Annotated in this window: 17 protein-coding genes and 1 riboswitch; of the genes, 7 read left to right on the top strand and 10 right to left on the bottom strand. The window is 66.2% G+C overall.

What is annotated here, in order from left to right; genetic code table 11:
* Nucleotides 1-192: 192 nt before the first annotated feature.
* The gene (locus tag A9K58_RS16710; protein ID WP_065200409.1) at nucleotides 193-756 is read right to left on the bottom strand and encodes an adenylate kinase; all 564 of its coding nucleotides are present in this window, start codon (nucleotides 754-756) and stop codon (nucleotides 193-195) included.
* Between the two features lie 136 nt (nucleotides 757-892).
* Here A9K58_RS16710 and A9K58_RS16705 point away from each other — a divergent pair, with 136 nt between their 5' ends.
* Nucleotides 893-2,149 carry a 6-phosphofructokinase gene (locus tag A9K58_RS16705; RefSeq protein WP_065200408.1) on the top strand — a complete coding sequence of 419 codons (1,257 nt, stop codon included), beginning with the start codon at nucleotides 893-895 and terminating at the stop codon, nucleotides 2,147-2,149.
* Nucleotides 2,150-2,266: 117 nt separating this feature from the next.
* The gene (locus A9K58_RS16700; RefSeq protein WP_065200407.1) at nucleotides 2,267-2,656 is read left to right on the top strand and encodes a DUF488 domain-containing protein; all 390 of its coding nucleotides are present in this window, start codon (nucleotides 2,267-2,269) and stop codon (nucleotides 2,654-2,656) included.
* Nucleotides 2,657-2,719: 63 nt separating this feature from the next.
* On the opposite strand, the gene A9K58_RS16695 is transcribed toward A9K58_RS16700, so the two are convergent.
* Nucleotides 2,720-3,223, bottom strand: a complete 504-nt coding sequence (locus A9K58_RS16695; protein WP_065200406.1) for a hypothetical protein — start codon at nucleotides 3,221-3,223, stop codon at nucleotides 2,720-2,722.
* A 361-nt stretch (nucleotides 3,224-3,584) separates the two neighbouring features.
* Here A9K58_RS16695 and A9K58_RS16690 point away from each other — a divergent pair, with 361 nt between their 5' ends.
* The gene (locus A9K58_RS16690) at nucleotides 3,585-5,612 is read left to right on the top strand and encodes a sodium-translocating pyrophosphatase (protein WP_065200405.1); all 2,028 of its coding nucleotides are present in this window, start codon (nucleotides 3,585-3,587) and stop codon (nucleotides 5,610-5,612) included.
* Between the two features lie 43 nt (nucleotides 5,613-5,655).
* On the opposite strand, the gene A9K58_RS16685 is transcribed toward A9K58_RS16690, so the two are convergent.
* The 3 genes from A9K58_RS16685 to A9K58_RS16675 all read right to left on the bottom strand — a co-directional run bounded on the left by A9K58_RS16685 (nucleotide 5,656) and on the right by A9K58_RS16675 (nucleotide 7,047).
* Complete coding sequence (locus tag A9K58_RS16685) at nucleotides 5,656-5,997, bottom strand: hypothetical protein (protein WP_231109338.1); 342 nt, start codon at nucleotides 5,995-5,997, stop codon at nucleotides 5,656-5,658.
* 85 nt (nucleotides 5,998-6,082) lie between these two features.
* Complete coding sequence (locus A9K58_RS16680) at nucleotides 6,083-6,556, bottom strand: hypothetical protein (protein ID WP_065200403.1); 474 nt, start codon at nucleotides 6,554-6,556, stop codon at nucleotides 6,083-6,085.
* Nucleotides 6,556-7,047 carry a hypothetical protein gene (locus tag A9K58_RS16675; protein ID WP_065200402.1) on the bottom strand — a complete coding sequence of 164 codons (492 nt, stop codon included), beginning with the start codon at nucleotides 7,045-7,047 and terminating at the stop codon, nucleotides 6,556-6,558. The genes A9K58_RS16680 and A9K58_RS16675 overlap by 1 nt, the downstream gene beginning before the upstream one ends.
* A 189-nt stretch (nucleotides 7,048-7,236) precedes the next feature.
* Between A9K58_RS16675 and ppa the strand changes: the two genes are divergently transcribed.
* Together ppa and A9K58_RS16665 are read left to right on the top strand one after the other, a co-directional pair.
* Entirely contained in the window at nucleotides 7,237-7,776 is a 540-nt protein-coding gene (gene ppa, locus A9K58_RS16670; protein ID WP_065200401.1) for an inorganic diphosphatase, read from the top strand.
* A 152-nt stretch (nucleotides 7,777-7,928) separates the two neighbouring features.
* Nucleotides 7,929-9,050 carry an HDOD domain-containing protein gene (locus A9K58_RS16665; RefSeq protein ID WP_065200400.1) on the top strand — a complete coding sequence of 374 codons (1,122 nt, stop codon included), beginning with the start codon at nucleotides 7,929-7,931 and terminating at the stop codon, nucleotides 9,048-9,050.
* A gap of 139 nt (nucleotides 9,051-9,189) precedes the next feature.
* Here A9K58_RS16665 and A9K58_RS16660 read toward each other — a convergent pair whose 3' ends face one another.
* The 5 genes from A9K58_RS16660 to thiC form a co-directional block, all read right to left on the bottom strand.
* The gene (locus A9K58_RS16660) at nucleotides 9,190-12,060 is read right to left on the bottom strand and encodes a TonB-dependent receptor (RefSeq protein ID WP_065200399.1); all 2,871 of its coding nucleotides are present in this window, start codon (nucleotides 12,058-12,060) and stop codon (nucleotides 9,190-9,192) included.
* A 49-nt stretch (nucleotides 12,061-12,109) separates the two neighbouring features.
* Nucleotides 12,110-13,009 carry a helix-turn-helix transcriptional regulator gene (locus tag A9K58_RS16655; RefSeq protein WP_065200398.1) on the bottom strand — a complete coding sequence of 300 codons (900 nt, stop codon included), beginning with the start codon at nucleotides 13,007-13,009 and terminating at the stop codon, nucleotides 12,110-12,112.
* Between the two features lie 115 nt (nucleotides 13,010-13,124).
* Complete coding sequence (locus A9K58_RS16650) at nucleotides 13,125-15,434, bottom strand: winged helix-turn-helix domain-containing protein (protein WP_065200397.1); 2,310 nt, start codon at nucleotides 15,432-15,434, stop codon at nucleotides 13,125-13,127.
* Between the two features lie 261 nt (nucleotides 15,435-15,695).
* Nucleotides 15,696-16,367 (bottom strand): ion channel, encoded by a 672-nt coding sequence (locus tag A9K58_RS16645; RefSeq protein WP_065200396.1) that lies wholly within the window; start codon nucleotides 16,365-16,367, stop codon nucleotides 15,696-15,698.
* Between the two features lie 137 nt (nucleotides 16,368-16,504).
* Complete coding sequence (gene thiC, locus A9K58_RS16640; protein ID WP_065200395.1) at nucleotides 16,505-18,349, bottom strand: phosphomethylpyrimidine synthase ThiC; 1,845 nt, start codon at nucleotides 18,347-18,349, stop codon at nucleotides 16,505-16,507.
* 82 nt (nucleotides 18,350-18,431) lie between these two features.
* Nucleotides 18,432-18,533, bottom strand: a riboswitch (TPP riboswitch).
* Nucleotides 18,534-18,796: 263 nt separating this feature from the next.
* Here thiC and A9K58_RS16635 point away from each other — a divergent pair.
* Together A9K58_RS16635 and A9K58_RS19950 are read left to right on the top strand one after the other, a co-directional pair.
* Nucleotides 18,797-20,374 carry a BCCT family transporter gene (locus A9K58_RS16635; RefSeq protein ID WP_065200394.1) on the top strand — a complete coding sequence of 526 codons (1,578 nt, stop codon included), beginning with the start codon at nucleotides 18,797-18,799 and terminating at the stop codon, nucleotides 20,372-20,374.
* Nucleotides 20,375-20,533: 159 nt separating this feature from the next.
* A partial coding sequence (locus tag A9K58_RS19950) for a hypothetical protein (RefSeq protein WP_231109337.1) occupies nucleotides 20,534-20,766 on the top strand: 233 nt, incomplete at its 3' end.

The following is a 20,766-nucleotide window of genomic DNA, read 5'->3' as shown; positions in this document are numbered from 1 at the left end:
CGGACACAATTCAACCTGCCAGCCGCAGTACCCGAACCGGTCCTACTCCCCAAGAGGCCATCCCCAAGGGAGCTCATGCTGCGGGGGCCCTGAGCAAGCCCTCCGCTGGCGCCTATCAAACGACACAGGCCTGGTCCGCACGGACCAGGCCTGTGTTGTTCCGGCCGAGGCAGCGACGGCACGCCGGCCGGATCAGGCCTTGATCACCGCCAGGATGCGGGCTTCGATCTCGTCCAACTCGCCGACGCCATCGACGCGGGCCAGGGTGCCACGGCCGGCATAGAAGTCGACCACCGGGGCGGTCTGGTCGTTGTAGACCTGCAGGCGCTGGCGCACCGCTTCGGGCGTGTCATCGGCGCGGCCCTGCTCCTTGGCGCGGCCGGCGATGCGCTCGACCAGCAGTTCGGTGGGCACGTCCAGCTGCACCACGGCGTCCAGCGGCTGGCCGATCTTCGCCAGCAGGCCGTCCATCGCGTTGGCCTGGGCCACATTGCGCGGATAACCGTCGAGGATGAAGCCCTTGGCGACATCAGCCTGGGTCAGGCGCGACTCCAGCATGCCCAGCAGGATGTCGTCCGACACCAGGTTGCCGGCGTCCATCACCGTCTTGGCCTGCTTGCCCAGCTCCGTCCCCGCGGCGATTTCCGCGCGCAGCATGTCACCGGTCGAAATATGGGCAATGCCCAGCTTTTCCTTCAGGCGCGTCGCCTGTGTCCCCTTGCCCGAACCGGGCGGTCCCAACAGAACCAATCGCATCGACCTGACTCCAACGTGTTGAAAACAAAGAAGGTTCGCGCCCCGGACGGACCGGTATCGCTGCACCGCAATAGCGCCACTTTACCGCATCCGGGTAATGTCCCTGCAATGTCCTTTCCTCCCAGCAGGTAGAAGCATGCGCAACGGTACCCTCCTCTATGCCCAGTCCGGCGGTGTCACTGCGGTCATCAACGCCACCGCGGCGGCCGTGATCGAGCAGGCGCGTGCCAAGGGCATCAAGGTGCTGGCCGCCCGCAACGGCATCCTTGGCGCACTGCGCGAGGAGCTGATCGACACCAGCAAGGAGAGCGCCGCAGCGATCCGCGCCCTTGCCCATACCCCGGGCGGCGCCTTCGGCTCGTGCCGGGTCAAGCTGAAATCGCTGGACGCCGACCGTGCCCGCTACGACCGGCTGCTGGAGGTGCTGCGCGCGCACGGCGTGCGCTGGTTCCTCTACAACGGTGGCAATGACTCGGCCGATACCGCACTGAAGGTCTCGCAGCTGGCCAAGGCGTCCGGCTATGACCTGACCTGCATCGGCGTGCCCAAGACCATCGACAACGACCTGGCGGTGACCGACACCTGCCCCGGCTTCGGCTCGGCGGCCAAGTACACCGCCGTCTCGGTACGCGAGGCGGCACTGGATGTGGCGGCAATGGCCGAGACCTCCACCCGTGTCTTCATCTACGAGGCGATGGGCCGCCACGCAGGTTGGCTGGCTGCCGCCGCCGGCCTGGCCGGCAACGGCGATGACGAAGCGCCGCACATCATCCTGCTGCCCGAGCGCGCCTACGACGAGGCCGCGTTCCTGGCCAAGGTCAAGGCCGTGGTCGAGCGCGTCGGCTACTGCGTGGTGGTGGCCTCGGAGGGTATCGCCACCGCCGATGGCCGCTTCGTCGCCGACGCCGGTGGCGGCAAGGACTCGTTCGGGCACGCGCAACTCGGCGGCGTGGCCGCGCACCTGGCCGGCCGCGTCAAGGACCAGCTGGGCCTGAAGGTGCACTGGGCGTTGCCTGACTACCTGCAGCGCTCGGCCCGCCACCTGGCCAGCAGGACCGACTGGGAGCAGGCGCAGGCGGTCGGCAAGGCTGCGGTGCAGTTGGCACTGAAGGGCCAGAACGGCGTGATGCCGGTGATCGTGCGCAGCAGCGATGCGCCCTACCGCTGGAAGATCGAGGCGGCGCCGCTGTCGAAGATCGCCAACCACGAAAAGAAGATGCCGGCCGGCTTCATCCGCCGGGACGGATTCGGCATCTCCGCCAGGGCGCGCGCCTACCTGTCGCCGCTGATCAAGGGCGAGGCCCCGCTCCCGTACGGCGCCGACGGCCTGCCCAAGTACGTGACGCTGAAGAATGTGGTGGTAAAAAAGAAATTGCCGGCCTTCGAAGGCTGAACCGAAAAAGGGGACGGAGGGGATTAAGTCGCATGCGCCCCTTCGTCAACCCATCGGCGTCACCAATGGGCCGGATACGACTTAATCCCCTCCGTCCCCTTTTCGTGGAGCAATGCCATGGCACTGCGTGTTGTTCGACTCGGCACGCCGCGCGCGCCCGACGAGGGCCTGCGCATCGGCACGGTGCGGCGCCCGCCGCGCGGCGTGCCGCGCAGCGAATTCGCGCGGCAGGACTGGTACGACGTCTGGTTTCCAACCCTGTCGCCCAGCGCGGTGCTGGTGAAGCAGGCGCATGAGGCCAGGACCGCCGCCGACTGGAATGCGTTCTTCCGCCACTACAAGGCCGAGATGAAGGCGCCCGATGCCGCCCACGCGCTGGACCTGCTGGCCGCGATGTCGCAGCACAGCGACATCAGCGTGGGCTGCTACTGCGAAGACGAAGCGCACTGCCATCGCACGGCACTGCGCGAGCTGCTGGTGGCGCGGGGAGCGAAGCTGGCGGATTGATCACCGGATGCCGGCCAGCGGCCGGCACTACCGCTCGTGGATGGCGGCGCCACCAGCGCAATCTCAATTGCAGGCCTTGCCTTCCATCTGCAACTGCGCGGCGAACATCGTCACCTGCGGAATCCTGCCGGCGGCCGCCTGCTTCTTCGCCTCCTCCAGATAGATGCGCGACTGGCCCTGCCCATCCAGCTCGACCTTGTTGCTTGACGGCAGGCGCCACACCCGCACCACCGCCTGCTGCGCCGGGCACGCGGCACTGGGCACGCGGATCACATCGTTGAGTTTCCAGCCCCTGTCGACGCTCGGCTGTGCCTTGGCGTAATCGACGAAGCGCGCGCGCGGCTGGCACTGCTCGCTGGTACGCACGGCAGAGAAGCGGTACGGCGCGGCGGCATCGCCGGTGAACGCCCCCTCCAGCCGTGCGCAGGCCTCGGGAATCTGGCGCAGGGTATGCACCGCGCCCACCGCCTGGGGTGCACCCACGGCGCGCTGCAGCTCCGGGGTTTCCGTGGCGAGTGCCGGCACGGCCGGGGCCAGGGCGGCAAGCATCAACAGGGACAGGCGCATGGGAGATCTCCTACGGGACTGTGCGCAGGCTTGCAGAGACTGGCTTAACGGGGTGCAAAGGCCTGTGGCTCTCGAATCGTGCCCATGCCCCGGCGGCAGGGCCCGCGCGCATGGCGATGCCTTCCGTCCTGAGGGCGCCCACAGGACCATGAGGCGCGGGTCGTAGAGGCCAGTCGAGCATGGCTCGACTCTACAAGTGGCGGCACGCATACTGCGGGCACCAGGGAATGCTGAACACCGCCATACGTCGGACGACCGCCAAGGTCGGTACGGGTTGGTTCCAGGCTGCAGCCCGTCGTCCCCCTCGTGGTGAAGTTCATCGCTACTGGATGCTTGTCCATCCATTCTGCGGAGGGGTCTAATGCTGGAACGTCACGGGCTGTCACTGGCGCTGGGCTGCGCCATTCTCGCGATCCTGTTCGGAATCGTCTCGGCGCGCTGGATCCTGCGCCAACCCACCGGCAATGAGCGCATGATCGCGATCGCCACCGCGATCCAGGAAGGCGCGCGCGCCTACCTCAACCGCCAGTACCTGACCATCGGCATCGCCGGCGTGGTGCTGTTCGTGCTGGTCGGCATCTTCCTCAGCTGGTACACCACGATTGGCTTCGCGGTGGGCGCAGTACTGTCCGGTGCCGCCGGCTACATCGGCATGAACGTGTCGGTACGCGCCAATGTGCGCACCGCAGAAGCTGCACGCAACGGCATCGGCGCCGCAATGGACGTCGCCTTCCGCGGTGGCGCGATCACCGGCATGCTGGTGGTCGGACTGGGCCTGCTGGGCGTGGCCGGCTACTACGCGCTGTTGCTGCGCCTGGGCCTGCCGATGGAGCAGGCGCTGCATGCGCTGGTCGGCCTGGCCTTCGGCTCCTCGCTGATCTCGATCTTCGCGCGCCTGGGTGGTGGCATCTTCACCAAGGGCGCCGACGTGGGGGCCGACCTGGTCGGCAAGGTCGAAGCCGGTATTCCCGAGGACGACCCGCGCAACCCGGCGGTGATTGCCGACAACGTCGGTGACAACGTCGGCGACTGCGCCGGCATGGCCGCCGACCTGTTCGAGACCTACGCGGTGACCGTCATCGCCACCATGCTGCTGGGCAGCCTGATGCTGGCCGAAGCCGGCGCCAATGCGGTGTTGTATCCGCTGGTACTGGGCGGGGTGTCGATCATCGCTTCGATCATCGGCGCGCTGTTCGTCAAGGTGAAGCCAGGCGGCTCGATCATGGGTGCGCTGTACAAGGGCGTGATCGTCTCCGGCGTGCTGGCGGCCATCGCGTTCTACCCGATCACCACCGGGCTGATGTCTGACAACGCGCACGGGCCGATGGCACTGTACGGCTGCGCGCTGATCGGGCTGGTCCTGACCGGCCTGATCGTGTGGATCACCGAGTACTACACCGGCACCCAGTACACGCCGGTGCAGCACGTGGCACAGGCCTCGACCACCGGCCACGGCACCAACATCATCGCCGGTCTCGGCATCTCGATGAAGTCCACCGCGCTGCCGGTGGTGGCGGTGTGCGCGGCGATCTGGGGCGCGTTCGCGCTGGGCGGCCTGTACGGCATCGCCATCGCCGCCACCGCGATGCTGTCGATGGCGGGCATGATCGTCGCCCTCGACGCCTACGGCCCGATCACCGACAACGCCGGCGGCATCGCCGAAATGGCCGAGCTGCCTTCCGAGATCCGCGACATCACCGACCCGCTGGATGCGGTGGGCAACACCACCAAGGCGGTGACCAAGGGCTATGCGATCGGATCGGCGGCGCTGGCGGCGCTGGTGCTGTTCGCCGACTACACGCACAACCTGCAGGCTGCGCATCCCGGGCAGGAGTTCCGCTTCGATCTCAGCGACCACACGGTGATCATCGGCCTGCTGATCGGCGGCCTGATTCCCTACCTGTTCGGTGCGATGGCGATGGAAGCAGTCGGCCGCGCGGCCGGTGCGGTGGTGGAAGAGGTTCGCCGCCAGTTCCGCGAGATCCCCGGCATCATGCAGGGCACCGGCAAGCCGCAGTACGACAAGGCGGTGGACATGCTGACCCGCTCGGCGATCCGCGAAATGATCGTGCCCTCGCTGCTGCCGGTAGCGGTACCGGTGGTGGTCGGCCTGCTGCTGGGGCCGCGCGCGCTGGGCGGCCTGCTGATCGGTACGATCGTCACCGGCCTGTTCGTGGCCATTTCGATGACCACCGGCGGCGGCGCGTGGGACAACGCCAAGAAGTACATCGAGGACGGCCACTTCGGTGGCAAGGGCAGCGAAGCGCACAAGGCCGCGGTGACCGGCGATACCGTCGGTGACCCGTACAAGGACACCGCCGGCCCGGCGATCAATCCGCTGATCAAGATCATCAACATCGTGGCGCTGCTGCTGGTGCCGCTGTTGTAGATCCACGCCCTGCGTAAACCCGTAGAGTCGAGCCTGCTCGACTCTACGGCCCCGACCGCCTCATCCACCGGATGACAAGCAGCACCACCATGATCACCCAGCAGGCATAGATCGGCCCGTCCCAGCCATCGAAGAGGCTGAGCGGGCTACCAATGAAAGCGAGCGAGGCCAGCCACGCGCACAGGGCGCCGGGCAGCCACGCACCACGCCAGATGCAGAAGGCAGCGAACACCAGCAAGGGCAAGGCGAAGATGATCGCCGCCGTGAACGGTGCCAGCGAAAGAACGGCCACGCATGCAGCCAGGAACACGCTGCACCAGGCCAACACCCGTAACGTCCGTGTCGTCATGCCAACCTCCGCGCTTCCATTGACGGTCGTGCACAAGCATAACGCCTGCACGCTGCCGGGAGTTGCCGGTGCGGTCACCGCCCGCGCAGGAAGAATGACACTGCTGGCATTATCGACGTCATCACAGGCAATCAGTCAGCCCCTCGTAAACGTGGGTATCGGTTCCGGGCAGGGTGGCATGCAGAGCGTCATGCCCGGCGCCCTCCCACGCTGCCAGCAGCTCGTCCAAACGGGTTCCCGTCGCCAGTGGCAGCGCGCAGGCATAGCTTCCCTGGTCGACATCGATCCGCCCGGTCTGCTGGACCCAGGTGTAGCTTCCGGCGAACGTCCAGACACAACGGGCCACAATGCCGGTGGCCCGTTGCACCGAACAGCGCAGGCGCATCGCTCGAAGGTTGTAATACTGCCCTTCGCAGAAGGTATCCCCACAGATATCGTCAAAGCCGCGTACCAACAGGCGTTCGGCCGCCAGGAAGCGTTCGCGCCCGGTTGCCGGATCGGGGTAGTCACGAGCATCGACAAAGTGAGGGGTCGCCTGGGCGTTGGCTGCCATCAGCAGCGCGCAGGCCAGCCATCGTGCCGGGAAGAAGCGCATCACCCCACCCTCCCCGGCCTGCGGATGCAATCAGGCAACACGTCGAACAGACCACGGTCGAGGCCTGGCAAGGGCGCCGTCAGACCATCCGGCGCCTCCAAGGCAGCATGGAAAGTTTCGACAGGCACCCCCGGCCCCAGCTCCACCGGACAGACCCAGCGACCATTGTCCACCTGCACCACACCGGTATCGGCCTGCACCGCCAGCTCGCTGGCCACCACCACCCAGGCGCATCGCTGCACCGTTCCGCGATGAGCCAGCACCGCGCAGCGGAACTCCATCACCCGGTAATTGCTGTACTCACCTTCGCACCAGGTATCGGCACAGAGCCGGTCGAACTCCCTGGCCAAGACGGCCTTCAGCCCATAGGCACGCTCCCAGTTGGCCTCGGGCCGGGGATAATCGATCAGGTCCACGTGCGGGCCGCGGGCGAAGGCAGGCAGGGACGCCAGCAACAGCACGGCCGCCATGCATCGGGCATACCAGGGCATCGGCAGGACTCCTTGGGAATGGGCGTCCAGCCTGCGCCGGCACACCCCTCGGCCCCCATCAGCCAAGGCCGGTGCGCCCCGTAGGGCCTTGCCGCACCGGCAGGTCGGCTCCCTCCCGCTGCACAGCCCCCGGCAAAGGCATAAAATGGGGGGCTACCCGTCCGTCTATACCCCCACCTGGAGCACACCATGGGTCTGGAACTCGTCTCGCCCGGCAAGAACCCGCCGGAAGAAATCAACGTCATCATCGAGATCCCGAAGGACTCGGAGCCGGTGAAGTACGAAGTGGACAAGGAAACCGGTGCGATCTTCGTCGACCGCATCCTGTCCACCCCGATGCGCTATCCGTGCAACTACGGCTACGTGCCGAGCACCCTGTGCGGTGACGGCGATCCGGCCGATGTGCTGGTGGTGCTGCCGCTGCCGCTGGTGCCGGGCTCGGTCGTGCGCTGCCGCCCGGTGGGCGTGCTGAAGATGAGCGATGAGGCAGGCAGCGACGAGAAGATCCTGGCAGTGCCGGTCGCGAAGATCTTCAGCGGCTATGCCCACGTGGAAGACATCGAACAGGTCTCGAGCCACTGGCTGGAGCGCATCGGCCACTTCTTCGAGCACTACAAGGACCTCGAGAAGGGCAAGTGGGTCAAGCTGGACGGTTGGGGCGGCGCTGCCGAGGCCAAGACCATCCTGAAGGAAGCGCACCAGCGCTACCTCGACGGCAACAAGGCCTGAGCCTGAACCGGATCGCTCCGGTGGCAGCCCGCCGGAGCGATGCGGGTCACGTTTCATGACGGTGGCATATCACTCTGGCCGCCGTATTAGGTAAATTGCGTCACTTCACACGTCGTCGACATCCATCGTCGAGACAGCCAGGGGAATGTGTCGTGCGTATTCTGCTTGTTGGGGATGCAGCCAGCCTGCCGGCCGAGCTGACCGAATTCATTGCCGATCTTGGGGAAGACTGGCAACCGTTGACCGCCACCGATGGCCAGGCCGCGATGACCGCGGTGGCGACCCAGGGGGTGGACGCGGTGATTGCCTGTCCGCAGCTGCCGGATCTCAACGCGACCACGCTGTTGGGCCAGATCCGGACCTTGCGCCCGGAGACCATCCGCATCGCCCTGATCGATGGCCAACACGGCAACCGGCCACCGCCAGCGCGCCTGATCGGTGTCGCCCACCGCTTCCTGCCGCTGCCGCTGGCGCCCGAAGTGCTGCTCGAAGCACTGACCAGCCTGGAAGAACTGCGCGAGGTGCTGGACAGTCCGCGCCTGCGCGATGCCATCGGCCGTATCGAGAAACTGCCCTCGCCACCGCACCTGTACCTGAGCCTGACCCAGGCCCTGGAACATGACGACGATGCCGACAGCGCCGATGTGGCCAAGCTGGTCGCCGCCGATCCGGCGATCGCGGCGAAGGTGCTGCAGCTGTCCAATTCAGCGTTCTTCAGCCAGGGCCGCACCATTGCCGACCTGCGCACTGCGGTGACACGCCTTGGCCTGTCCACGCTGCGCGACCTGGTGCTGGCCAGCGAAGTCTTTTCGGCGCCGACGCTGTCGGCGGCCGAGCGCAATTCGCTGCAGCAGCGGGCCCTGCTCGCCTCGCGGCTGGCAGCGCGCCTGCTGCCGCAGTCCAGTGCCGAACTGGGTGCGACCGCCGCATTGCTGGCCGACATCGGCCTGCTGCTGCCGGGCGTGCGCAACGAACGCAGTGAACCGGCCCTGGCCGGCGACATGCGCCCGGGCCACGCCGAAGCCGGCGCCTACCTGCTGGGCCTGTGGGGCCTGCCGATGCCGATCATCGAGGCGGTGGCGTTCCACCTGCAGCCGCAGCGCGCCAACACCCGCAGCTTCTGGGTCACCGGTGCGGTGCACGTGGCGCTGGCCCTGGTCAACGGTGATCCGGTGGACGAGGACTACCTGCAGCGTGCGGGCGTGCTGAACAGGTTGCCGCAGTGGCGCGAGCACGCCAACGCCTTGATGGGCCTGGTTCCCAGCGAGGCCTGAGGCGGGCAGCACTGCGCGGATCCAAGGGCAGGCCGGTCGGCCTGCCCTTTTTGCTGGCCGCGTGTCGGCCGCCGTGCAGAACGAGGAAGGGCGGGCCTCGCGGCCCGCCCTCCTGGTACTGCGCTTGCGCTTCGGTGGATCAGAAGCGCTGGGTGTACTTCATGTAGTAGTAGCGACCGATGTCGAAGCCACCGTAGTACGAGAAGCTCGAGTTCGGCTGGCTGTACATGACCGGGCCTTCGTGGTTGAACACGTTGTTGGCACCGACAGCGACAGTGGCCTTCCACGGCAGGGTGTAGCGGACCTGCAGGTCATGGAAGGTGTTCGAGCCCACCTTGCGGGTCGGCTGGGCCAGGGTGTAGGCCGAGCTGAAGTCGGGCAGGTTGCACTCGGTGTCGTAGGAGCACGGCTCCTTCATGCTCGAGTAGTAACGCACGGCCCAGTTCACGCCCAGGTTGCCCAGGCTCCAATCGACGTTGAGGTTCGAACGGACGCGGAAGTTGGCACCCCAGTCGCCGGTTGCCCAGCTGGTGTGCTGCTCGACCGCGGTCTCGGCCTCGTTGTCACGCTTGTACTCGAGGTAATCGACGTAGGTGGTCTTCCAGTCGATCACGAACTGGCCGAAGGAGAACTCCGGCAGGCGGTACTTGACGCCCAGGTCGTAACCGGCGGTTTCCTGGTAGCCGCCGTTGATCAGCGTACGGGTCACGTCGACCACCTGGTTGGTGGTGCGTCCCTCGGTGCCACGGCTGAAGCGGTCACACGCCGACTCCACGCCCAGCACATAGCACTGGTTGAGGATCGAGGTCACCGACTCGGCGGCGATCACGTCGTCGATGCGGATCTTCCACCAGTCCAGGCTGATGTCCAGGCCCTGCACGAAGTTCGGGCTGTAGACCAGGCCAGCGGTCCAGGTCTTGGAGGTTTCCGGCTTCAGCTCCGGGTTCGAGCCGGACTCGAACGCGCTGTAGGACTGGGTGCCCGGACCGGTCGACTGCGCACCGCCCGAGGTGATCTGGCGGAAGTTGGCCGGCACGCCACCGGCCTGGCAGGCAGCGGCCACGGCAGCGTTGCGCGCCGCCGAACCGAAGCTGCTGTCGCACGGATCGGTGTAGGAGTCGAAGGTCTGGGAGGTGCCGCCGTACATGTTGGCGATGCTCGGGGCACGGAAGCCCGTCGAGTAGGTCGCGCGCACCAGCAGGTCGTCGATCGGCTTCCACTTCAGGCCGAACTTGCTGTTGATGGTGTCACCGAAGGTGTTGTAGTCGGAGTAGCGACCGGCCACGTCCAGCGACAGCTCCTTGGCGAACGGCATGTCGGCCAGCACCGGCACGTTCAGTTCGACGTAGAACTCGTCGAGCTTGTAGCTGCCCTCGGTCGGCTTGCCGGCCAGGTCGGTGCTCAGGCCGGACTGCAGCAGTGCATCCGGACTGTACTCACCGCTTTCTTCGCGGTGTTCGTAACCGGCAGCCAGCGACAGGTCACCGGCCGGCAGCGAGAACAGCGAGCCGGAGATGTTGGCGCTGTAGGCCTTGGTGGTGTTGGTGTAGGTGTCGTGGCTGGGCAGGTACAGGTACGCCTGCAGGGCCGGATCGGCCAGCGAGCCGTTGCCGGTGCTGCCGTACGGTGCCAGCGGGTTCCACGGCGTGCAGCCGGCGATGACCTTGTCGGCGGTGCCGCAGCGGGCCACGCCGCCGGCATCGATGAACGACGGGCCGACGGCATTCTGCACATTCGGGATGAACAGGTTGCCGGTGCCGGTCTTCACACCCTTGTTCTGGTTGTAGACGTAGCCCACGTCCCAATCCCAGAACTTGTCACCGAACTCGAACGAGCCTTCCAGCCCGGCCGAGAAGCGGAAGGTCTCCTGCTCGGACTCGGTCTGGCGCGGCACTTCGGAGGTCCGACGGATGAAGTTCGCTTCCGTGCCCAGCGGGTTGTAGATGCTGTCGGCCGACAGCGGAGTGCCGTAGACCTCGGACTGGTACGGGTAGCCGGCAATCTGCTGGGTCGCCGTACGCTTGGTGTACAGCACGTTCGCGGTGGCGCGGATGTTGTCGGTCAGGTCGTAGTTGCCGTTGGCGAAGACCGAACGACGGGTCAGCTTGTTCTGCAGCCACATTTCCTGGCTGGCATTGGTGTAGTCGGCAGTACCGAACTCACGGAAATCGGCCATGGTGTTGCCCGTGCCGTTGTTGGCGCGGGTGTACCAATTGTCGTTGCTGTCGATCAGCACGCCATGGTTGGATGCCGGCGACCAGCCATTGGCGTCCGCATCCGTCGGGTTCGGGTGGAACTGGCCATTCGGGTAGCGGCTGAAGGCACGATCCTTCGCCCAGACCGGATCTTCCTTGCTGTACTCGGCGCCGAAAGTGATCGAACCGCGCTCACCGGTCTGGCCGTAGACGAAGTTGTAGACCTGCTTTTCGCCGTCGCCCTTGCTGTACTGGCCGCCGTAGACGCTGGCTTCCAGGCCGTCGAAGTTCTTGCGGGTGATGATGTTGATCACGCCGGCGATGGCATCCGAACCGTAGATGGCCGAGGCGCCGTCGGTCAGCACTTCGACGCGCTCGATGACCGAGGTCGGAATCGCAGCCAGGTCGGTGTAGCCGCCGGTGCTGACGCCCATGCGCTTGCCGTCCAGCAGCACCAGGGTGCGCTCCGGGCCGAGGTTGCGCAGGTCGACGTACTGGCCACCGACTTCTTCGCCCGAGGACAGTGCATCAGCGCGGCTGATGGCCGGCGAACCGGTGGCAGCCAGGTTCTGCACGATGTCGGCGACGCTGGTGAAGCCCTGCTTCTCGATGTCCGCGCGCTGCAGTGCGATCACCGGCTGCGCGGTTTCCATGTTGGCCTGGCGGATGCGCGAACCGGTGACCGAAATGCGGTCCAGGTCGGTCGTGCCGGTGCTGGCGGCAGCGTCCTGCGCCGAAGCGAAGGACGGCGCCAAGGCCAGCGCAATGCCGGCGGGCAGCAAGCCCAGCCGCACTGCAGGAATACGAACGTTCATCAATCTCTCCAAGGTACGTGTTAGTAGCGTGTTAAAACGCCGTAGCACGTTACGACCGCGTTGCACCGCTGTATTTGCGCGACACAACGGGAGACTTTGCAGATTGTGGCGGGAGCACCCCGCCGTTCTCACGGAAGCGTGATGCGGACTGGCCGTAACGGGCGCGGAACGCACGCGCGAAGCTGCAGCAGTTGTCGAAGCCACTGGCGGCAGCGACCTCGCCGATCATCATGTCGGTGTCGCGCAGCAGATCGGCAGCGCGCTCCAGGCGCAGGCGGGCCGACAACGACTGCGGGCTTTCCTCGTACAGGCTCTGGAAGGTCTTGGACAGGTACCAGCTGGAGAAGTTGGTCAGCTCGGCCAGCTCACCGATGCGCACCACGCGGTGGCTGTTGCCTTCCAGGTACAGGCGCGCGCGCTGCATGCGACCGAACACCTGGCGCTTGCGGCTGCGCGAGCGGCCCGGGCAGCGCTGCACGTTGTCGGCCAGGCTGCGCTGCAGGCCGGCCAGGTGCAGCAGGAGCGGGCGCAGCGCCTGCGCGGGCTGGCCACTGGCCTGGGCGTCACGCCACAGGCGCAGGCCGACGCGGCGTTCGGCGCGACTCATCAACCCGCGGCCCGCGTACAGGCCGCAGTCGGCCATCTCGGCCAGCACACGAAGCGCCTCGACGTTCAGGTTCAGGCCCACGCACAAGCCATTGCGACCGGCCTGCACCAAGGGCCGCGATTCCTTCTCGAACGCGATCCATTCCCCCTGGCGCAGCCGGAACCGGCCTTCCTTCGCTTCCACCCAGGACGTGCCCCGCACCTGCATCCACACCGTGAAGCTGGTACCCGCCGTCTGCAGGCTGCCCAGCCGAGCGACGCCCAGGCAGGTGGGCGCCGACTCGTCGACGGCCTTGTCGAGGGAGACGGATTGACCGCGATCGGCCAGGGAGATTTGACGCATGGAGGCACCACGGATTTGCCAAGTACAGGCCCCCGTTTTGCCCAATCAGGCGGCTCCGCGTCAGGAAAGACTGCCGAGATCGCCCCGAATTCGCGACGAGATCCCCCCGAAAAAATTACGAAGGACCTTTCCTGCCCAGAATCAACAACTTGCCGAAGGCCGTGAACAAGGCCGGCGGCGCTTCGGGCAGGCGCATCACGCCAATGTCGGCACCATCGTTGACCGCCAGGGCCAGATACAGGTCCTTTCCATCAGCACTGGCACTCAACCCATTGCTGGCGCTGAGCCGCTGCGCGTCCAGGCAGCGCTCCGGCTGCTGCTGCCCCGCCTGCAGGCGGACCAGCGTGGTGGCGCAAGCAGCGGTACTGCCGAGGTAATCGATGCTGCCATTACCCGCCACGGTCCAGGTCCGGTAGCGCCAGCGACTGGGGTGCTCCTGGCTGACCTGCTGCACACTGGCAGCGTTGAGGGCCGCATCGATCGACCACAGCCCGCCCGCGGCCAAGCGGGTGAACAGCACCCGTCCATTGCTGCGATCGAAGCGCGCCTGCGACACCCCGTCAAGGCTGGCAAGCCGCCGCCAGGGCTCACTGCTCCGGTCGAACAGGCTCAGTCGGGTGTGCCGGCCGGCGTCGCGTTCCAGCACCAGTACCTGGTCCGGCGATGCCCCGTACAGCGCCTGCAGCGGCTGCTCGACCGGAACCGGCAACCGATGCAGGCGCTCATCGCGTGGGGCGATCTCGTACACCACGGCCTGGCCGTGTTCGTCACGCCCGACCACCAGCACGCGCCGGCTGTCCAGCGACCAATCCGGTGCCTGCCGCCCCTCCGGGCGCAACCCTTCGATCAACCGCAGCGAATCGGGCCGCCGCATGTCGGCCCACCACAGCGCGAAACTGCCGGAACGATCGGAACTGAAGACCAGTTGCTGTCCATCCGGGGCCACCATCGGCTGCCCATCGCGGCCGCTGGATGCGAAGAGGCGTTCGCCCTCCCCTCCGGGCGGCATCCTGAACACGCCGAACTGGGCGCGCCGGTGCACGAAGGCAAGCATGTCACCACGCCGCGAAACCGCCGGCCACTGCGCGTCATCCAGGCCTGCGTCGCGCAGCGTGCGCTGTGCCACATCCAGGTAATACAGGCGCGCTTCGCTGTCCACGCGACGGCCGAAGACGATGTGCCGGCCGTCGCCGATCCAGGCCCACCCCCGCAGCTCGGCCGCTTCGTTGGTCAGCTGTTCGGCCGTGCCACCACCAGCGGGCACCCGCCACAGGTCGCCCAGCTGCGGGTTGCGGACGAACACGAGCCAGCGCCCGTCGGGCGAATAACGCGGCGCATAGTCGAAATCATCCTCGTCCACGTCGTAATCAAGCGCACGCCACTGGCCGCTGGCCAGGTCGAGCACTCGGATGCCGCGATAGGCATATCGGCCCGACATGCTGCCGAACACCAGGCCGTGGCCGTCGGGCGTCCAATCGAAGCTGAGCAGCTCGGTGCCGTCACAGCGGGTAGCCTGGCGCAGCGCGCCACCGGTGGCGCTTGCGATCAGCACCTGGCAACTGCCATTGGCGCCAAAGCGGGCAAAGGCGATCTCGCGGCCATCGGGCGACCAGCTCGGGAAGCGGTCGTTGGCTCCTTCCGGCGGTGCCAGCAGTTGTCGCGCCGGCGCATTACCGGACGTCTGCACCTTGATGGCACTGCCGCCGTTGCCGTCATCGTTGGCCCCTTCGTACGCGACCTGGGATCCATCGGGCGACAGCGTCGGATAAGTCTCGAACCCGGCCGTCGCCGTGATCAGGCGATACGGCCGCTCCGGGCTGCCGATTACCCGCGTGCCGTTCTCCACGGCGGCATCGACCGCTGAACCGGGCCCAGCGGGACGCCGTAGCAGCAGCGCGGTCAGCACCAGCAGTGCGAGCAGCATGGCCACGCCCAGTGCCAGCAGCAGGCGACGCCGCCAGTACCGCCAGCGCCGGCGGGGCTCCGGGGGCATGGCCGCCATCGCGGGCAGGACGCCACCGGCATCACTGGCCGGCGATGCCTGGGTGCCATCCACTTCCAGCCCCGGCTCGGCCAGCACCTGCACCGGCACCAGCAGCCGATAGCCGGTCTTGGCAATGGTTTCAATATAGGCCTGGCCATTATCTCCGTCGAGGGAGAAGGCCTTGCGCAACTGCGTGACCGCCTGGGTCAACACATCATTGGTGGGTAGCGTGTCCGGCCATACTTCGGCAAACAATTCGTCCCGTGTCACCACGCGCCCGGGCTGCCGCAGCAGCAGGCGAAGCACAGCCAGTGCCTTGGGCGTGAGTCTTCGCGGGCGGCGCGCGCCCGCAGCCATTACCTCGCGGGAAGACAACGTGACGATGCACTCGCCGATCCGGATCCGATCATGCTCGGACGGCTGTATTTCACTGCTGTTCATTTTTGCCATACAGTAGAAGAGACAGGCCCGGGGCAGCGTTTGCCATCGATACCCTCCCGTCCCTGGCACAGCAAAAAGCCAGACTCCGCACAAAGCATCGGCGCATACCGCAAAAACAATGAAGCGGGCGAATACTAGCCTATGTGGGTTACCTCGCCTATCGCGTGGCCGACATCAGGCTCTCTCTCGCCGACGCATTCACATAATCCGCAGCACCATTCGCGCCTTTCGGGGCGCGAAATTTTTATCTGCCGTTCATCTTCAGACGCGCCGGAGCATGGTCAGCCCGACCAGGCGCGAAACCACCAAAGCCAGATACATCACGCCTGCGAACTGCTCCAGCATGACCAGTGCGCGGGCCTGCGGATGCAGGGGCACCACATCGCTCAGCCCGACACCGGAAAGCAAACTGAAGCTCAGATAAAGCAGTTCCATCCAGCTGCGCTGCACGCTGCTGCCTGTGGCCTGGAAACTGCCTGGATACCATTGCTGGCACACCGCGAATGCAAAGGCGAATGCCCAGGCCAGCAGGGTGAAGGTCGCCCCGACTGCAAACAGTTCATCGCGGGTGACTTTATGGTCATCCAGCATATAGGCGATCAACGCCCCCGCCGTATAGAAATACAGCAGGCTTTCCAGCAGCTGGGCCGCCGTCAGCAGGGTGCTGCGATCCAGCAACGCACCCGCCAGCGAGAGCACGACGGCCGGGATGGCCACCAGCAGCGCCAGCCAGGTACCCAGCGGGCTGCGCTGGACCACCCACAGCGCCAGACCGAGTACCGCGATACCGAACATGCCCAGCACGGCGCGGCCCGCAGCGGTGTCGTCCAGCGCGGGATACAACAGCACCGCCAGCAATTGCGCGCCCAGCAACCAGGCCGAAGGATGGCGGCGGGCAATGGCCAGCCAACGCGTGGTGATGGCAACAGGCATGGCGTCCTTTCCCCAGGGAGATGGGCGGAGGATAGCCGGGAGCGGCGTGATGAGGCGTAGCGCCGGCCGCTGGCCAGCACTCTCCCCGGCCCTCAGCACAACCGAATGCCGGCCGGCGGCCGGCACTCGGTTACCCGTCACCCTTGGCGATAGACCTCGGCACCGGCCGCGCGGAACTCCGCCGACTTCTCCTTCATGCCGGCCTCGGCGTAGTCGCGCACGTCCTGGGTGATCTTCATCGAACAGAAGTGCGGGCCGCACATCGAACAGAAGTGCGCCAGCTTGTGCGCATCCTTCGGTAGTGTCTCGTCATGGAACTCCCTGGCCTTCTCCGGATCCAGGCCGAGGTGGAACTGGTCTTCCCAGCGGAACTCGAAACGCGCCTTGCTCAGCGCGTTGTCGCGCACCTGCGCGCCGGGATGGCCCTTGGCAAGGTCGGCTGCGTGCGCGGCAATGCGATAGGCCATGATGCCGTCGCGCACGTCCTGGCGGTTGGGGAGGCCCAGGTGTTCCTTGGGCGTTACATAGCAGAGCATCGCCGTGCCGAACCAACCGATCATCGCCGCGCCGATCGCGCTGGTGATGTGGTCGTAGCCCGGCGCGATGTCGGTGGTCAGCGGGCCCAGCGTGTAGAACGGTGCTTCGCCGCACTCGCGCAGCTGCTTGTCCATGTTCTCCTTGATCAGCTGCATCGGCACGTGGCCGGGGCCTTCGATCATGGTCTGCACATCGTGCTTCCAGGCGATCTTCGTCAGTTCACCCAGCGTTTCCAGCTCGCCGAACTGCGCCGCGTCGTTGGCATCGGCGATGCAGCCCGGGCGCAGGCCATCACCCAGCGAGAAGGTCACGTCGTAGGCCTTCATGATTTCGCAGATGTCTTCGAAGTGCGTGTAGAGGAAGTTCTCCCTGTGGTGCGCCAGGCACCACTTGGCCATGATCGAGCCACCGCGGCTGACGATGCCGGTAACGCGCCTGGCAGTGAGCGGCACATAGCGCAGCAGCACGCCGGCGTGGATGGTGAAGTAGTCCACGCCCTGCTCGGCCTGCTCGATCAGCGTGTCGCGGAAGATCTCCCAGGTCAGCGCTTCGGCATGGCCGTCCACCTTCTCCAGCGCCTGGTAGATCGGCACGGTACCAATCGCCACCGGCGAATTGCGGATGATCCACTCGCGGGTTTCGTGGATGTGCCTGCCGGTGGACAGGTCCATCACCGTGTCACCGCCCCAGCGGATCGCCCACACCAGCTTTTCCACTTCCTCGGCAATGCCGGAGGACACGGCACTGTTGCCGATGTTGGCGTTGATCTTGGTCAGGAAGTTGCGGCCGATGATCATCGGCTCGCTTTCCGGATGGTTGATGTTGTTGGGCAGCACCGCGCGGCCGCGTGCGATCTCGTCGCGCACGAATTCGGGCGTGATGATCTTCTGGATCGACGCGCCGAAGGCCTCGCCCGGGTGCTGCTGCAACAGCCCGGCATCGCGGATCGCGTCCAGCCGCTGGTTCTCGCGGATGGCGACGAATTCCATTTCCGGCGTGATGATGCCGCGGCGTGCGTAGTGCATCTGGGTGACGTTCGCGCCTGCCCGTGCGCGCCGCGGCAGGCTGCGTGCGGGGAAACGCACGGCATCGAGCTTCGGATCATGCTCGCGCTCGCGGCCGAACGAAGAACTCAGTCCTTCGAGCTGCTCGGTATCACCGCGCTCTTCCACCCAGCCGCGACGCAGTTCCGGCAGGCCTGCGGACAGATCGATGCGTACGTCTGGATCGGTGTAGGGGCCGGACGTGTCGTAGACCGTGACCGGCGCATTCTCTTCGCCGCCGAACAGCGTCGGCGTGCGGGTCAGCGCGATCTCGCGCATCGGCACCAGCAGGTCCGGGCGCGAACCCGATACGTGGATCTTGCGCGAACCGGGAATGGGCCGGGTCACGGATTCGGAGAGTTGCCGGGCCTGCTGCTGCAGGGCGGAGAGCTGTGCGTTCATCGGGCATCGTCCAGGAAGGTCAGGGACGAAGCGGCGGCGCACGGCTGCCACGCGCGGGCGGTCCTTCGGCGGAGTCCCGGCACGGCTGCATTGCAAAGCTTCCCTACGCCGGTATGAGCCGGATCAGGTTCCAAGGGACTGTCTCAACCGTGGCCAGATGGCCGCGGTACCCCCGCTTCTTGGCGTGCATTAGAGCATAGACCGCCCGCCTCCGGAGTCGCCCCGGGGTCGGATCCGCTTTCCCGCGGAAAGCGGATCAGACCCCAATCGCTATTCGTTAACAGAACAATGACATCGCATTCAGTAACGTGCACGCGCATCGTGTCGCTGCGACCGGTGTTTCCATCGTCGCCCCGCGACCCCTGCCCGGCCGGTGGCGCCTGCCGCCGGCCCTTCGCTGCAAGCTCTGCTCGCTCCCCTCAATCCTTTGATCGGAGAAGCTCCTCCATGGTGTTTCGCGTTTCCATCGCACTGGTTCTGCTGCTGGTGCTGCTCGCCGGTGTTGCACCCGGTCCCTTCAATGCCGTGGTGCAGAGCATCCTCGGTGAACTGATCCGCGGCATCGGCTGGCTGTACCTGCTGGTCGTGTTCCTGGCGCTCGTGTTCCTGATGTATCTGGCCTTTGGCCGCTTCGGCAACCTGCGCATCGGCGGTGAAGACGCCGAGCCGGAATTCTCGCGCGCCAGCTGGATGTCGATGCTGTTCGCCGCGGGCATGGGCATCGGCCTGGTGTTCTGGGGTGCTGCCGAGCCCATTTCACACTTCAGCAAGCCACCGGAAGGGCTGGCGCCTGAAAGCATGGACGCCGCGCGCGCCGCCATGCGCTATGCGTTCTTCCATTGGGGCCTGCACCCGTGGGCAGTCTATGCCCTCATCGGCCTGGCGATGGCCTGGTTCCAGTTCAACCGCAATGGCCGTGGACTGGTCAGCGACATGTTGCAGCCGATCATCGGCCGCCATCATCGCGGCTGGATCGGCCGTGTGGTCAACATCGCTGCCGTGGTTGCCACCGCAATTGGCGTGGCAACCACGCTTGGTTTTGGAACCATCCAGATCGCGGCCGGCATGGAACGCGTGTTCGGCCTGCACGCGGGCGTCCCGCTGCAACTGACCGTCATCGCCGTCGCCTTTGTGTTGTACATGGCCTCCACCCTCAGCGGCGTCGATCGCGGGGTCAAGTGGCTGTCCAACTTCAATCTCGCACTGGCCGCCCTGCTCTTGCTGCTGGTACTGGTGCTCGGCCCGACGGGCGCGATCTTCAACACCTTCACCACCACGCTGGGCTCCTACCTCAACCAGCTGATCACGATGAGCCTGCGCATGTCGCCGTTCTCGTCCAGCACCTGGGTGGCCGACTGGACGATCTTCTACTGGGCCTGGTGGATTTCCTGGGCGCCGTTCGTCGGTTCGTTCATCGCGCGCATCTCGCGCGGGCGCAGCGTGCGCGAGTTCGTCATCGGCGTGGTGCTGGCACCTACGCTGCTGGGCTTCTTCTGGTTCTCGGTGTTCGGCGGCACGGCGATCTGGATGCAGGTCTTCGGCCAGGCCGACCTGCTGCAGGCGCTGGGCAATGGCTACGAGACAGTGCTGTTCACGATGTTCGACAGCATGCCGTTGCCACTCTTGCTGTCAGGCATCGCGCTGGTGCTGCTGATGATCTTCTTCGTGACGTCGGCCGACTCCTCGGTACTGGTGCTGGCCAGCATGTCCACCGACGAGGCCGGCGATCCCCCTTCCAGGCGCAAGCTGGCGTGGGGCGTGAGCGTGGCGCTGATTGCTGGCGCGCTGCTGCTGGCCGGCGGCCTGGAGGCGCTGCAGGGCATGATCACCATCGCGGCACTACCATTCGCACTGCTGATGGTGCTGGTGATGGTGTCGCTGTACCGGGTGCTGGACCAGGAATACACGCGCGAGCGGCGGCAGGCGCAGCGCCAGCGGCACATGATCGATGCGTGGATCGCACGCGAGATGGCGGCGCAGGAGGAGACGCAGGCCGAGGCCGCGCGCGTGCACGATCAGGATTGAGGGGGGGGGGTGCCGCCTGCGGCTGCACCGCTTTTCTCAAGCAACGGCAACAGCAACTTCAAAAGCGGCTCTGGATTTCTGCTGGTCTGGCGGTGAGGGGGCCGATGGCGGGACACGCCGCAAGTACGTCCCTGTAGGCTCGGCCCCGGCATCCATGCCGTGGACGGTCCCGCCATCGGCCCCCTCACCGCCTCCGACAATTTCCTGGTGACGGTGGGTTTTCCACGCTATGCGTGGATGAGGTGTATCGGAGAACAAGAAGGGGTCGGATCCGTTTTCCTCCGGAAAACGGATCCGACCCCAACCCAAAGCGCGCGGCTGTTGCTGTTGTCTTTGCTTTTGATCTTCTTCTTTCTCTTCCTGCGGTGGCGGCCGCAGGAACTGTCAGGGGC

This window comes from Stenotrophomonas maltophilia (assembly GCF_001676385.1).
Taxonomy (GTDB): domain Bacteria; phylum Pseudomonadota; class Gammaproteobacteria; order Xanthomonadales; family Xanthomonadaceae; genus Stenotrophomonas; species Stenotrophomonas maltophilia_J.
The sequence above is the reverse complement of the archived record's forward strand: the minus strand, read 5'-3'. Positions and strand labels throughout refer to the sequence as shown.